The sequence below is a fragment of the Serratia marcescens genome (genome assembly GCF_029846115.1).
GTDB classification, from domain to species: domain Bacteria; phylum Pseudomonadota; class Gammaproteobacteria; order Enterobacterales; family Enterobacteriaceae; genus Serratia; species Serratia marcescens_L.
In genome coordinates this window covers 2,376,632-2,388,604 of the sequence record NZ_JARVZZ010000001.1, presented here as the reverse complement: position 1 = coordinate 2,388,604, position 11,973 = coordinate 2,376,632, and the positions used below count along the sequence as shown (strand labels likewise).

Here is an 11,973-nt window from a genome sequence, read left to right as displayed (position 1 = left end):
TTTCCTTATTCTTTCCAGAACGGTTTATAGCCTTCACGCAGCGCTTCCGCACGCGACAAACCAATATCGATCAGCCGTGCATCGTCCAGCAATAATAATTCTTTTCGCGTCCTATAACGTTGCAGATACAGACGCCAGCGTGGCCAACCTACCGAACGCCGCGACGGCGTACCAGAAAACAGAGCCATGTTGTTATTCTCCCTGATGTTTTCGCGTTGCACTCATCATGCTCGCCGGGAGAAAAACAATACAGATTCACGCTGGCGCTATTTTTTTCATACAGCTGCGCCAAAAAACCCGCTGAATGGTTTACTTTGAAAGCATCTGTACCGGTTTTTGAATCCTTTATCACGATGAGAGGCTTCTGTATGACACGCTACGCGACGCTGGCCGCCATTCTCAGCCAACGCATTCAGCAAGGGCTGTATCCGGCCGGCCATCGCCTACCTTCGGTGCGCGCACTCAGCCAAGAGCACGGCGTCAGCATCAGCACGGTGCAGCAAGCCTACCGGCTGCTCGAGGAACAGCGCCTGGTGGAAGCGCGGCCGAAGTCGGGCTACTTCGTGCATACGCGGCGCGCGCAGGCCGAGCTACCCGCCATGACGGCGCCGGTGCAGCGGCCGGTGGACATTTCACAATGGGAGCAGGTGCTGGAGCTGGTGCGCAGCCGGCCGCGCGAAGGCCTGATCCAGCTGGGGCGCGGCATGCCGGATATCGCCGAGCCGACGATGAAACCGCTGATCGTCGCCCTGCGCAACGCCGCCCGCCACGGCGACCTGCGCAGCCTGTATTACGACAGCATTCAGGGCGTGGCCGCGCTGCGCGAGCAGGTTGCCCGCCTGCTGCTGGATTCCGGCTGCCAAATCGGCCCCGATCAGTTGCTGATCACCACCGGCTGCCAGGAAGCGATCTCCGCCGGGCTGCGCGCCGTTTGCCAACCCGGCGACATCGTGGCGGTCGATTCGCCCTGCTTCCACGGCACCATGCAGACACTGAAAGGGCTGGGTATCAAGGCGCTGGAAATCCCCACCGATCCGCTCACCGGCGTCAGCCTGGCGGCGCTGGAGATGGCGCTGGAACAGTGGCCGGTCAAAGCCATTTTGCTGACGCCCAACTGCAATAATCCGCTGGGCTACATCATGCCAGACGCCCACAAACAGCGGCTGCTGACGCTGGCGCAGCGCCACGACGCGGCGATCATCGAAGACGACGTTTACGGCGACATCGCCTATCACTACCCGCGGCCGCGCACCATCAAGTCGTTCGACGACGACGGCCGCGTGCTGCTGTGCAGCTCGTTTTCCAAAACGCTGGCGCCGGGGCTGCGCGTGGGCTGGATCGCGCCCGGTCGCTACCTGGAGCGGGTGCTGCACATGAAATTCATCGGCTCCGGCGCCACCGCCACCCAGCCGCAGCTGGCGATCGCCGAATTTATCCGCGGCGGGCACTATCTGCAGCACCTGCGGCGCATGCGCGCCCGCTACCAGCAGAACCGCGATCGCATGACCGACCTTATCCTGAAGCACTTCCCGGCCGGCACCCGCGTCAGCCGGCCGCGCGGCGGCTTTATGCTGTGGATCGAACTGGACGAAGCGTTCGACACCCTGCGGCTGAACCGCCACCTTGAGCCGCAAGGCGTACAAATCGCCGTCGGCAGCATTTTTTCCGCCGCCGGTAAATACCGTAACTGCCTGCGCATCAACTATGCGCCGACGCTGACGGCGGAGATCGAACAGGCGGTGCAGCGGGTCGGCGCCACCATCCAGCGGCTGATGCCAAGCGGCGTGCTGCAACCTCAGCCGGACTGAAGCAAAAACTCCGCCACCCGGCGGCGCAGATGTTCGATGCCCTGCGGATGGTGAATAAACTGCGCCACTGGCATCATTTGCCAGCGCTGGCCTTCATCGCCGAAGCGAATGGCGGCGATCTGCGCCGGGGCGATCTCGCCGGCCATAAACCAGGTCGGCGGGGAGCCGGGCAAAATGCCGTCGTAACGCCGCCGCCAGATAACCTGGCATTCGGCGATCGCCACGCCGAATTCTTCCTGCGTCTCCCGCTGCACGCACTGCAGCGGCGTTTCGCCGTTTTCCCGCCCGCCGCCGGGCAGATCCCACAGGCCGGGCCACGGAATGCCCGGCTTGTCGTCCCGTTGGTAAACCAGCAAGCGATCGTCGCACAGCAGCGCGATCTTGGCCCCGCCAAACGCCTCGTCCGTCATGTTTTCTCCGCCCCTTGCCCATCCTCTTTGACTGAACATCATACTTCATCCCCGCGCGGCCTGGTGTATAGTGAAAATCCGTTTTCACAACAGGCGAACAATAACGATGAACTCTCCGTTTCTGGTGACCCCTCAATGGCTTGCGCAACATATCAACGATGAAAATCTGGTGGTGATCGACGTCCGGATGTCGCCGGTCGGGCTGACGCCGAAGAAAGACATGCTTGCCGAGTTCGAACGCGGCCATATTCCCGGCGCGGTCTATTTCGATATCGACGAGGTGGCGGACAAAAACACCGCGCTGCCGCACATGCTGCCGACGGCGGCGGAGTTTGGCGCGGCGGTGGGCAAGTTGGGCATCAGCGAACGCGACACCCTGGTGATTTACGATGAGGGCAACCAGTTCTCCGCGCCGCGCGGCTGGTGGACCTTCCGCAATTTCGGCGCCCGGCATGTTTACGTGCTGGACGAAGGGCTGAACGGCTGGACCGCGCTGGGCCAGGCGCTGGCAACCGGCCCGGCGCAGCCTGAGCCGCAGACGTTCAACGCCCGGTTCAATGCCGACGCGGTGGTGGATATGCAGCAAGTGGAACAGGCGTTAGGCACGCCGGTGCAAATTCTCGACGCGCGCGCCGCGCCGCGCTTTTATGCCGAAGCGCCTGAGCCGCGCCCCGGCCTGCACCGCGGCCATATTCCCGGCAGCATCAACATTCCGTACGGCGAGCTGCTGGAAAACGGCCGCTTCAAATCGCTGGAGGCGCTGCGCCAAACCTTCAGCGACAAGGGTGTGGACATCAACGGGCCGATCATCACCAGCTGCGGCTCCGGCGTGACGGCGGCGGTGCTGGCGTTCGGCCTGCTGTCGCTCGGCGCGCCGCAGGTCAAGCTGTATGACGGCGCCTGGAGCGAATGGGGCCAGCTGAGCGGCAAGCAGCCTATCGCCAAAGATTAGGTTTCGATCCGCTCGACCACGATCTGCGCCAGCCGCTGCACGGCGGCGGAAGGCTGATCCTCGGCGCGGTGCAGCACCACGCCAAGCTGGCCGAGAGCGGGCAGCAGATCGGGCGCCAGCGGCGCCAGGCCGGGCGGTAAACCCGCCGCCGTGCGCACCGTAACGCCCAATCCGGCGTTCACCGCCGCCCACACGCCGTTCAGGCTGCGGCTGGTAAAGGCGATGCGCCAGGGAATGCCGGCGCGATCCAGCGCCTGCGTCGCCGCGCTGCGCATCAGGCAAGGCGCGTCGAACATCACCAGCGAAAGCGGCTCATCCCCTTCTCGCCACGGCGCCAGCGCGAAGCCGGGCGACGCTATCCAGTGCAGCTGTCGCTGCCCCAGCGCCTGATGAAACGGCGTGCTCAAGCCGCCATCCCACGCCAGCGACAGATCCAACTGGCCTTTCAGCACCCAGTCGATCAGCTCGGCATTGCGGGCAATGCGCGCCTCAATGCGCACCTTCGGATTGGCGCGCGCGAAGCTGCCCAATACCTGCGGCAGAAACGTCTCGCCGAAGTCCTCCTGCAGCCCCAGCCGCACCGTGCCCTGCAGATCCAACCCGCGCACCGCGGCGGCGGCTTCGTCATTGAGCTCCAGCAGGCGGCGCGCGTAGCCGAGCAGGGTTTCCCCCGCCTCGGTCATCACCATGCCGCGCCCGGCCTTGCGCAGGATCGGCGCGCCGACCTGCTGTTCCAGCTTTTTCAAATGGGCGCTGACCGCCGACGTCGAGCGCCCTAACCGTTCAGCGGCCTTGGCGAAGCTGCCCAGTTCGACGCCGGTAACGAAGCTGCGTAAATCCTCGAGATCGAACGTGATTCGCCCCATGCTGACCATCCTGATTTTCTGAACCATCAATCAAAATAATACCGATTTTACTGATAAAGATGGCGTGTCACGCTCTCCAGGTCAATGTCTTTCCGGAGAATCCTTATGCTCGCGATGCAATACCGTTTCACCCTGCCCGCCGATTACGACATGGCGATCGTCCGCCGCCGCATCGCCGATTTCGGCCATCGGCTCGACGCCTGCCCACAGCTGATCGTCAAAGCCTATCTGTACGCGCAGCGCAGCGAAGGGAGCGCCGAGAATCTCTATGCTCCCTTCTACCTGTGGAACAGCAGCGCCGGCATGAGCGACTTCCTGACCGGCGAAGGTTTCAGGGGCCTCAGCCAGGCATTCGGCTGGCCGCGCGTCAATCATTGGCTGCCGTGGCTGGCGCATTTCGATCGTCCTCATCTGACCGAGGCCGCCTGGGCGACCTGCCAGGAACGGGCCATCATCCCCTACAGCGATCTGCCTGCGCTGCGTCGGCAACAGCAGGCGGCGCCCGGCGCGCTGGCCTCCATCGTGGCATTCGATCCCGCCGAGTGGCGGTTAGTGCGGCTGGATTTATGGCGTGAACCGCCGCAGTCCCCCGCACAAAACGGCCAGCTGTTCCGCGTCGGCCATCTGTCCGTCCCCTTTGACCACACTGCGCCGCGGGTTGACAGTCAAACTTGATATTGATAATCATTATCAACACTAAACATTCATTTGCGGTTCGCGGGATGCGGGCCGCTCTCCGGGGTCAACCGCCATGCCGTCATCACCGATCACACCTTACGCCACCACCTGCTGCATCGTGGGGGGCGGCCCCGCCGGGCTGATGCTCGGCTATCTGCTGGCGCGGGCGGGGATCGACGTGACGGTGCTGGAGAAGCACGCCGACTTCCTGCGCGATTTTCGCGGTGACACCATTCACCCGTCGACGCTGGAAGTCATGCACCAGCTGGGGCTGCTCGATGAACTGCTGACGCTGCCGCACCAGCGCGCCGAATCCCTGCACGCCGAAGTCGCCGGGCGCGACATCAAGCTCGCGGATTTCACCCGCCTGCCGACGCGCTGCAAATTTATCGCCTTTATGCCGCAGTGGGAGTTCCTCAACTTTTTGGCGCAGCAGGCCGCCGCATTCCCCCATTTCAGGCTGCTCACCTCGACGCAGGTTCATGAGCTGCTCTACGACCGCGGCCAGGTATGCGGCGTGCTGGCCGACACGCCGGAAGGGCCGATCCGCGTGCGTAGCCAGCTGGTGATCGGCACCGACGGCCGCAACTCGGTGGTGCGTGAGCAGGCGGCGCTCAGCAGCCGCTCCTTCGGCGCCCCGCGCGACGTATTGTGGATGAAGCTCAGCAAGCAGCCGGGCGATCCGGCCTGGTCGATGGGCCATACCGGGCCGAAGCAGAACTTCATCATGATCGATCGCGGCGACTACTGGCAGTGCGGCTACTCGATCGATAAAGGCAGCTTCGACGCGATCCGCCGCAGCGGCCTGGAGAAATTTTTGCTGCACCTCGCCGAGGTGGCGCCATTCCAGGACGATCGCCTGCAGGAGATCGTCGAGTGGGATCAGGTGAAGCTGCTGAGCATCCGCATCGATCGTCTGGATCGCTGGGCCAAACCGGGGGTGCTGTGCATCGGCGACGCCGCGCACGCCATGTCGCCGATCGGCGGCGTGGGCGTCAACCTGGCGATTCAGGACGCGGTGGCCGCCGCCAACGCCCTGATCCCGCCGCTGCGCCAGCATCGGCTGCAGCTGAAGCATCTGCTGAGCGTGCAGCGCCGGCGCGAATTCCCCACCCGGGCCATCCAGTTTTTGCAGATCAAAATGAGCCAGCGCAAGCCGGGCGAACGCCGCGCAGCGGGCGGTTCGCGCCTGATCGCCCGCGTCGGCAACAGCCGCTGGCTGCCGCGCCTGTTCGGCCGCATCATCGGCCTGGGTTTTCGCCGTGAAACGCCGCGACATCTTGAAAATTAACCCGCTATACTCATCGGTTCCCGCTTCGATGAGGTTCATTCATGTTCACCGTCCGTCAGGCATTGCTGGAAGATTTAACCCAGGTGCGCGATATCGGCATCCGCACCTATCGCGCGCACTTCGGTGAGCTGTGGCGCTACCCGCACGAGCTGGAGGCCTTTCTGGCCGAGGATTTTTCCGTCTCCGCGCTGGAACGGACGCTGCGCGATCCCGACGTGTGCTGGCTGTTGGCCTATGAGAATGACGCCCTGGTCGGCTATGCGCGGCTCAACGTCGACAGCCTGCTGGCGCCAACACAAACCCGCGGCGCAGAGCTGCAGAAAATCTATTTCCTGCCGGGCCATGCCGGCAACGGCTATGGCCAGCGCCTGTTCGAACAGGTGCAGCAGCGGGCCATCGAGCGCCGGCAGAAGACGCTGTGGCTGGAGGTGCTGCAACGCAACACCGGCGCCCAACGCTTTTATCAGCGCCAGGGATTGAGCATTTGTGGCGAGACCTGCTACACCAGCGCCCAGGGCTCGATAGGCATCTGGTATATGAGCAAGGCACTGTAACCGCGCCCCGCTCCGCCGTCGTTTAGCGCGGCTCCCGCTGCAGCATCAGGAACAGCAAGGCAAACGCATTGGGCGCCAGGTAGATCAGCGCCCCCAGCTGCACCGCCAGCGGATCCTTCTTGGCCTGCCAGGCCATAAACCAGTCGCCGGCGACCACCATAAAGCCGACGCCCCACACCGCGATCGCGCAAAGCGCCCCCAGCATCGCCCAGGCCTTGCCTTTGGCGAAGGCGGCGTAAGGACCTTTCAATCGCCCAAGCATCAGCGCCACGCCTACGGCCGCGAATAGGCCGGCCAGCGTTTCCAGCGTGGTGATGACAGCCAACCCCAACATGCAGGCCCAGTCGGCGCTGATCGCGCGCCACATCAGCCCCGGCGTTTGATAGGTATCCTGCATGGCGAGCAGCGGCCCCACCGCATTGCGCGCAGTGCCGGCGAAATCCGCCGTATTGTTCAACAGGCTGAACAGCCCCCACAGGGCCGGAAACAGGGACAGGACGATGCAACCGAGGCGTGACACAGTGATTTCGTTCATGATTATCCTTAATGAATAAACGGGTAACTCCCGCCCTCATGACGGGACCGCTATTGAGATCCTGATAGTTTGACGTGCACAATGTAAGAACTAATCTTACAATGACGCAGCATAACCGAAAGTGAGGAGGAACAATGGGCAGAACATTAACGGTAGATCTGGGTGACGAACTGCGTAGTTTCGTCGAAGACCTGGTGGCCAGCGGTGATTACCGCACGCCCAGTGAAGTCATCCGCGAATCGGTGCGCACCTTGCGCGAACGTACCGCCACCTCAAAGCTGGAAGAGCTTAGGCGCCTGATCGCCGAAGGAGAGAACAGCGGCGAAGCTGTCGAATGGGATCGTGATGTGTTCATGGAAAGAATACGGGGCAAAGCAAAAGGATGCGCAGAAAAGTAACCGTTCGTCCAAAAGCGTTGGACGATATGGAAGAGATCTATTTTTACGGGTTGGCGCGCTTTGGCTTATAGGTGGCCGAAGATTATCTGCGCCGCCTGCATCAGGCTTTCGATAACCTTAGCCACCACCAACTCGGCAGAAACATCGATGCTATCGGCCCCGGCCTATGGGTATTGCCCGTCGCCAACCACCTGATTTATTTTCGTCAGCACAGGCGGGAGGTGAATATCATCAGAGTGCTGCATCATTCCCGCGATCCGCTCAGTCAATCCTTTTTCAGCTGATCCAACGTCAAATCGCCACCAGCCCGCGTACGCCGTCCTGTTCCATGGCGCTGCCGGCGCCGCGCTGCACGATGCTGCCACGCGACATCACCAGATAGCTGTCCGCCAGATCGGCGGCAAAGTCATAGAACTGTTCCACCAGCAGGATCGCCATATCGCCCTTCGCCGCCAGCTGCTTGATCACCGCGCCGATCTCCTTGATCACCGAAGGCTGGATCCCTTCCGTCGGCTCGTCGAGGATCAGCAGTTGCGGCCGGCAGGCCAGCGCCCGGCCGATCGCCAACTGCTGCTGTTGCCCGCCGGAGAGATCGCCGCCGCGCCGATCCTTCATTTGCCGCAGCACCGGAAACAAGTCATAGATCGGATCCGGCACCGTGCGCGCAGCGGCGCCGGAAAAGCGCGCCAGCCCCATCAGCAGATTTTCCTCCACCGTCAGGCGCGGGAAAATCTCCCGACCCTGCGGCACATAGGCGATGCCCGCCTGCACCCGCTGATGCGGTTTTTTACCGGTGATGGTTTCGCCCTGCCAACGGACGCTGCCGCTGCGCGCCGGGACCAGCCCCATCAGGCATTTCAGCAGCGTGGTCTTGCCCACGCCGTTGCGCCCCAGCAGGCAGGTCACCTCGCCGATGCGCGCCTCGAACGACAGGCCGCGCAGAATGTGGCTGCCGCCGTAATACTGATTCAATTCCTCTACCTGCAGCATCGTTACGCCTCCTCAGCGCCCCAGATATACCTCAATCACCCGTTCATCGGCCTGCACCTGCGCCAGCGATCCTTCCGCCAGCACCTGCCCCTGGTGCAGCACCGTCACGCGATCGGCGATGGTTTCCACAAACCCCATATCGTGCTCCACCACCATCAGCGAATGCTTACCCGCCAGCTCGCGGAACAGTTCGGCGGTGTAGTCGGTTTCGGCGTCGGTCATGCCGGCCGCCGGCTCGTCGAGCAGCAGCAGGTGCGGCTCCTGCACCAGCAGCATGCCGATCTCGAGAAACTGTTTCTGCCCGTGGGACAGTAACCCGGCGGGCCGGTGGCGCTCATGCCCCAGCCGCAGGGTCTTCAGCATCTCGTCGATGCGGTCGCGCTGCTCGCTGCTTAACCGAGCGCGCAAGCAGGCCCACACCGACTTGCGGGTTTTCTGCGCGATCTCCAGATTCTCGAATACCGTTAGCGCCTCGAACACCGTCGGTTTTTGAAACTTGCGGCCGATGCCGGCGTGGGCGATCTGCATCGGCGCCAGCCGGGTCAGATCGACGGTCTGATCGTAAAACACCCTGCCGCTGTCCGGCCGGGTCTTGCCGGTGATCACATCCATCAGCGTGGTCTTGCCGGCGCCGTTGGGGCCGATCACGCAGCGCAGTTCGCCGACGCCAATGCGCAGCGACAGATCGGTCAGCGCGCGAAAACCGTCGAAGCTGACGTTGACGCTATCGAGCTGCAGCACCGGATCGGTTTGCTGCCGGTATTTATCCGCCGGCAGCGGGTGGGTAAACAGCTCGTCGGTCACTTGCATCGCTTTCATGAGGTTTTCCTCCGGCGCAGCAGGCCGATCACCCCTTTGGGCAGAAACAGCGTGACGACAATAAACATCAGACCGAGGAAGAACTGCCAGTATTCGGGAATGGCCATGGTGAACCAGCTCTTGGCGCCGTTGACGATGCCGGCGCCGAGCAGCGGCCCCACCAGCGTGCCGCGCCCGCCGAGCGCCACCCAGATGGCGGCCTCGATCGAGTTGGTCGGCGACATTTCGCCGGGGTTGATGATGCCGACCTGCGGCACATAGAGCGCGCCGGCCAGCCCGCACAGCACCGCCGACAGCGTCCAGACGAACAGCTTGAAGCCCTTCGGATCGTAGCCGCAGAAGGTCAGTCGGTTTTCCGCATCGCGCACCGCGGTCAGCACCCGGCCGAACTTGCTGCGCGCCAGCGCAAAGCCGATGACCAGGCTGGCGGCCAGCAGCAGTACCGTCGCCAGAAACAGCGCCACCCGCGTGCCGGGGGCGGTGATGGGAAAGCCGAGCAGCGTGGTGAAACCGGTAAAACCGTTATTGCCGCCGAAGCCGGTCTCGTTGCGAAAGAACAGCAGCATGCCGGCATAGGTCAGCGCCTGGGTCATGATCGAGAAATACACCCCTTTAATTTTCGAGCGAAAGGCGAAGTAGCCGAACAGGAAGGCCAGCAGGCCCGGCACCAGCACGATCAGGCACAGCGCCCAGGCGAAATGCTGGGTGCCGCTCCAGAACCACGGCAGCTCATTCCAGGAGAGGAACGCCATAAACGCCGGCAGCCCGTCGCCTGCCGCCTGCCGCATCAGGTACATGCCCATGGCGTAGCCGCCGAGCGCGAAGAACAGCCCGTGGCCGAGCGACAGCAGCCCGGCATAGCCCCACACCAGATCGAGCGCCACCGCCACCACCGCGTAGCACAGGATCTTGCCCGCCAGCGTCAGGGTATAGGTGGACACCGCCAGCGGATGATCCGCCGGCAACAGCGTCAAGAACGGCATCACCAGCAGCGCCAGCAACGCCAGCGCGCCGATGCTTAACGCCAGCCGGGGCGCTTTCTGCACGCCGGTTACGGTCAATGGTTGGCTCATCAGTCAATCACCCTGCCCTTGAGGGCGAACAGCCCCTGCGGGCGCTTTTGAATAAACAGAACGATCAGCACCAGGATCAGGATCTTGCCCAATACGGCGCCGATCTGCGGCTCGAGGATCTTGTTGACGATGCCGAGGCCGAAGGCCGCCGCCACCGTCCCCGCCAGCTGGCCGACGCCGCCGAGCACCACCACCAGGAACGAATCGATGATGTAACCTTGCCCCAGCTCCGGCCCGACGTTGCCCAACTGCGACAGCGCCACCCCGCCGAGTCCGGCGATGCCGGATCCCAGCCCGAAGGCCAGCATGTCCACCCGCCCGGTGGGCACGCCGCAGCAGGCCGCCATCGCGCGGTTTTGCGTCACCGCACGCACGTTCATACCGAGCCGGGTCTTGTTCAGCAGCAGCCAGGTCATCGCCAGCACCAAGAGCACGAACGCGATCACCGCGATGCGGTTCCACGGCAGCACCAGGTTCGGCAACAGCTGCACGCCACCCGACAGCCACGCCGGGTTGGCGACCTCGACGTTCTGCGCGCCGAACAGCACCCGCACCAGTTGGATCAACACCAGGCTGATGCCCCAGGTGGCCAGCAGGGTTTCCAGCGGCCGGCCATACAGGTGGCGGATCACCGTGCGCTCAAGCAGCATGCCGATCCCGGCGGTGATGGCGAACGCTACCGGCAGCGCCGCCAGCGGATAGAGCGCCAGCCAGTGCGGCGCAAACTGCTGAAACAGCCCCTGCACCAGGTAGGCGGAATAGGCGCCGAGCATCAGCATTTCGCCGTGCGCCATATTGATGACGCCGAGCAGGCCGTAAGTGATCGCCAGCCCGAGCGCCGCCAGCAGCAGGATCGAACCGAGCGACAGGCCGCTGAACGCCTGGCCGAGCAGATCGCCGATCATCAGGCGATGCTGCACCTGCTGCAGGCTGCGTTGCGCCTCGGCGCGCACCGCGGCGTCCGGTTCATTGGCCACGTCGGTCAACGCTTGCAGCCGCGCGCGGGTGTCCGGCTCGCCCGATTCGCCCAACAGCCGCACCGCATTGAAACGCACCTGCGGATTGCCGTCGGCCAACTGCAGGTTAGCCAGCGCCAGGCTCAGCGCGTCGCGAACCTGTGGGTCTGTTTCCCGCGCCAGCTGCCGGGCCAACAGCGGCAGCTGCTCGCCGTTCGCTTCGCGCTGCAGCGCGCTCGCCGCCTGCAGCCGCACCGCCGCGTCCGCGCTGACCAGCCGCTGCGCCGACAATGCGTTGGCGATCAGAATACGTAGCCGGTTGTTCAGCCACACCTTCTTCGGTTCGCCAACCGGGGCCGCCTCGCCCTCGAGCGGCAGATAGCGATCGCCCTGGCGGATAAAGGCGCGCTTCGCCCCGTCGATCGCCACGGTTTCCTGCTGCAGCCCCTGCAGCAGCGGCAGGCGCGCGGCGTCCGGCTCGGCCGCCCAGGCCTGCAGCAGTTTGGCCTGCTGCGCACGATTGGCCGCCGCGAACTCATCGGCCGGCCCGGCCTGCGCCAGCAGGGGCCAGGCACACAGCAGCCACAGCCCGACGCGCAAAGAAGATAAAAACGGAGATTGCATCAGCTGCCTCTTCTGTTGG

Annotated in this window: 15 protein-coding genes; 7 read left to right on the top strand and 8 right to left on the bottom strand. The window is 63.8% G+C overall.

The genetic code is table 11. The features are described 5' to 3' along the window. Positions 1 to 5: 5 nt before the first annotated feature. Complete coding sequence (locus tag QDT79_RS11215) at positions 6 to 188, bottom strand: DUF1127 domain-containing protein (RefSeq protein ID WP_308316501.1); 183 nt, start codon at positions 186 to 188, stop codon at positions 6 to 8. A gap of 180 nt (positions 189 to 368) precedes the next feature. Between QDT79_RS11215 and QDT79_RS11210 the strand changes: the two genes are divergently transcribed. Next, positions 369 to 1,808: an aminotransferase-like domain-containing protein gene (locus QDT79_RS11210; protein ID WP_107227377.1), complete on the top strand. Its 1,440-nt coding sequence runs from the start codon at positions 369 to 371 to the stop codon at positions 1,806 to 1,808. Here the strand turns inward: QDT79_RS11210 and QDT79_RS11205 are convergent. Continuing rightward, on the bottom strand, positions 1,796 to 2,218 hold the full coding sequence (locus tag QDT79_RS11205; protein ID WP_197816371.1) for an NUDIX hydrolase: 423 nt from the start codon (positions 2,216 to 2,218) through the stop codon (positions 1,796 to 1,798). The genes QDT79_RS11210 and QDT79_RS11205 overlap by 13 nt on opposite strands. 106 nt (positions 2,219 to 2,324) lie before the next feature. Here QDT79_RS11205 and sseA point away from each other — a divergent pair, with 106 nt between their 5' ends. Further along, entirely contained in the window at positions 2,325 to 3,170 is an 846-nt protein-coding gene (gene sseA / locus QDT79_RS11200; protein WP_149558818.1) for a 3-mercaptopyruvate sulfurtransferase, read from the top strand. Here the strand turns inward: sseA and QDT79_RS11195 are convergent. Further along, positions 3,167 to 4,036 (bottom strand): LysR substrate-binding domain-containing protein, encoded by an 870-nt coding sequence (locus QDT79_RS11195; RefSeq protein WP_107227471.1) that lies wholly within the window; start codon positions 4,034 to 4,036, stop codon positions 3,167 to 3,169. The two genes, sseA and QDT79_RS11195, sit on opposite strands and share 4 nt — an antisense overlap. Positions 4,037 to 4,141: 105 nt before the next feature. Here QDT79_RS11195 and QDT79_RS11190 point away from each other — a divergent pair, with 105 nt between their 5' ends. From QDT79_RS11190 to QDT79_RS11180, 3 genes are all read left to right on the top strand, one after another. Further along, positions 4,142 to 4,711: a DUF4865 family protein gene (locus QDT79_RS11190; protein WP_063991264.1), complete on the top strand. Its 570-nt coding sequence runs from the start codon at positions 4,142 to 4,144 to the stop codon at positions 4,709 to 4,711. A 76-nt stretch (positions 4,712 to 4,787) separates the two neighbouring features. Beyond that, entirely contained in the window at positions 4,788 to 6,005 is a 1,218-nt protein-coding gene (locus QDT79_RS11185) for an FAD-dependent oxidoreductase (RefSeq protein ID WP_063991263.1), read from the top strand. A 41-nt stretch (positions 6,006 to 6,046) separates the two neighbouring features. Continuing rightward, positions 6,047 to 6,559 (top strand): GNAT family N-acetyltransferase, encoded by a 513-nt coding sequence (locus QDT79_RS11180; RefSeq protein WP_063991262.1) that lies wholly within the window; start codon positions 6,047 to 6,049, stop codon positions 6,557 to 6,559. 22 nt (positions 6,560 to 6,581) lie between these two features. Here QDT79_RS11180 and QDT79_RS11175 read toward each other — a convergent pair whose 3' ends face one another. Then, positions 6,582 to 7,094 (bottom strand): DUF2165 family protein, encoded by a 513-nt coding sequence (locus tag QDT79_RS11175; RefSeq protein WP_063991261.1) that lies wholly within the window; start codon positions 7,092 to 7,094, stop codon positions 6,582 to 6,584. 134 nt (positions 7,095 to 7,228) lie between these two features. Between QDT79_RS11175 and QDT79_RS11170 the strand changes: the two genes are divergently transcribed. Continuing rightward, a complete protein-coding gene (locus tag QDT79_RS11170) occupies positions 7,229 to 7,492 on the top strand; it encodes a type II toxin-antitoxin system ParD family antitoxin (RefSeq protein WP_033637602.1) in 264 nt (87 codons plus the stop codon). Positions 7,493 to 7,563: 71 nt separating this feature from the next. Then, positions 7,564 to 7,776 (top strand): type II toxin-antitoxin system RelE/ParE family toxin, encoded by a 213-nt coding sequence (locus QDT79_RS11165; RefSeq protein WP_233221914.1) that lies wholly within the window; start codon positions 7,564 to 7,566, stop codon positions 7,774 to 7,776. Positions 7,777 to 7,783: 7 nt separating this feature from the next. On the opposite strand, the gene urtE is transcribed toward QDT79_RS11165, so the two are convergent. Genes urtE through urtB form a run of 4 tightly spaced genes read right to left on the bottom strand, consistent with a single transcriptional unit; the run spans position 7,784 to position 11,954 of the window. Then, entirely contained in the window at positions 7,784 to 8,482 is a 699-nt protein-coding gene (gene urtE / locus QDT79_RS11160) for an urea ABC transporter ATP-binding subunit UrtE (protein WP_063991260.1), read from the bottom strand. A 12-nt stretch (positions 8,483 to 8,494) separates the two neighbouring features. Then, a complete protein-coding gene (gene urtD, locus QDT79_RS11155) occupies positions 8,495 to 9,301 on the bottom strand; it encodes an urea ABC transporter ATP-binding protein UrtD (protein ID WP_049195077.1) in 807 nt (268 codons plus the stop codon). Then, a complete protein-coding gene (gene urtC, locus QDT79_RS11150; protein ID WP_197816363.1) occupies positions 9,298 to 10,374 on the bottom strand; it encodes an urea ABC transporter permease subunit UrtC in 1,077 nt (358 codons plus the stop codon). The genes urtD and urtC overlap by 4 nt, the downstream gene beginning before the upstream one ends. Next, positions 10,374 to 11,954, bottom strand: a complete 1,581-nt coding sequence (urtB, locus tag QDT79_RS11145; protein ID WP_308316499.1) for an urea ABC transporter permease subunit UrtB — start codon at positions 11,952 to 11,954, stop codon at positions 10,374 to 10,376. Before urtB ends, urtC begins: the two co-directional genes overlap by 1 nt. Positions 11,955 to 11,973 lie beyond the last annotated feature (19 nt).

Coding starts and splice junctions, on each gene's coding strand:
- QDT79_RS11215 (WP_308316501.1), bottom strand. CDS start 188: ATGGCTCTGTTTTCTGGTACGCCGTCGCGGCGTTCGGTAGGTTGGCCA.
- QDT79_RS11210 (WP_107227377.1), top strand. CDS start 369: ATGACACGCTACGCGACGCTGGCCGCCATTCTCAGCCAACGCATTCAG.
- QDT79_RS11205 (WP_197816371.1), bottom strand. CDS start 2,218: ATGACGGACGAGGCGTTTGGCGGGGCCAAGATCGCGCTGCTGTGCGAC.
- sseA (WP_149558818.1), top strand. CDS start 2,325: ATGAACTCTCCGTTTCTGGTGACCCCTCAATGGCTTGCGCAACATATC.
- QDT79_RS11195 (WP_107227471.1), bottom strand. CDS start 4,036: ATGGGGCGAATCACGTTCGATCTCGAGGATTTACGCAGCTTCGTTACC.
- QDT79_RS11190 (WP_063991264.1), top strand. CDS start 4,142: ATGCTCGCGATGCAATACCGTTTCACCCTGCCCGCCGATTACGACATG.
- QDT79_RS11185 (WP_063991263.1), top strand. CDS start 4,788: ATGCCGTCATCACCGATCACACCTTACGCCACCACCTGCTGCATCGTG.
- QDT79_RS11180 (WP_063991262.1), top strand. CDS start 6,047: ATGTTCACCGTCCGTCAGGCATTGCTGGAAGATTTAACCCAGGTGCGC.
- QDT79_RS11175 (WP_063991261.1), bottom strand. CDS start 7,094: ATGAACGAAATCACTGTGTCACGCCTCGGTTGCATCGTCCTGTCCCTG.
- QDT79_RS11170 (WP_033637602.1), top strand. CDS start 7,229: ATGGGCAGAACATTAACGGTAGATCTGGGTGACGAACTGCGTAGTTTC.
- urtE (WP_063991260.1), bottom strand. CDS start 8,482: ATGCTGCAGGTAGAGGAATTGAATCAGTATTACGGCGGCAGCCACATT.
- urtD (WP_049195077.1), bottom strand. CDS start 9,301: ATGAAAGCGATGCAAGTGACCGACGAGCTGTTTACCCACCCGCTGCCG.
- urtC (WP_197816363.1), bottom strand. CDS start 10,374: ATGAGCCAACCATTGACCGTAACCGGCGTGCAGAAAGCGCCCCGGCTG.
- urtB (WP_308316499.1), bottom strand. CDS start 11,954: ATGCAATCTCCGTTTTTATCTTCTTTGCGCGTCGGGCTGTGGCTGCTG.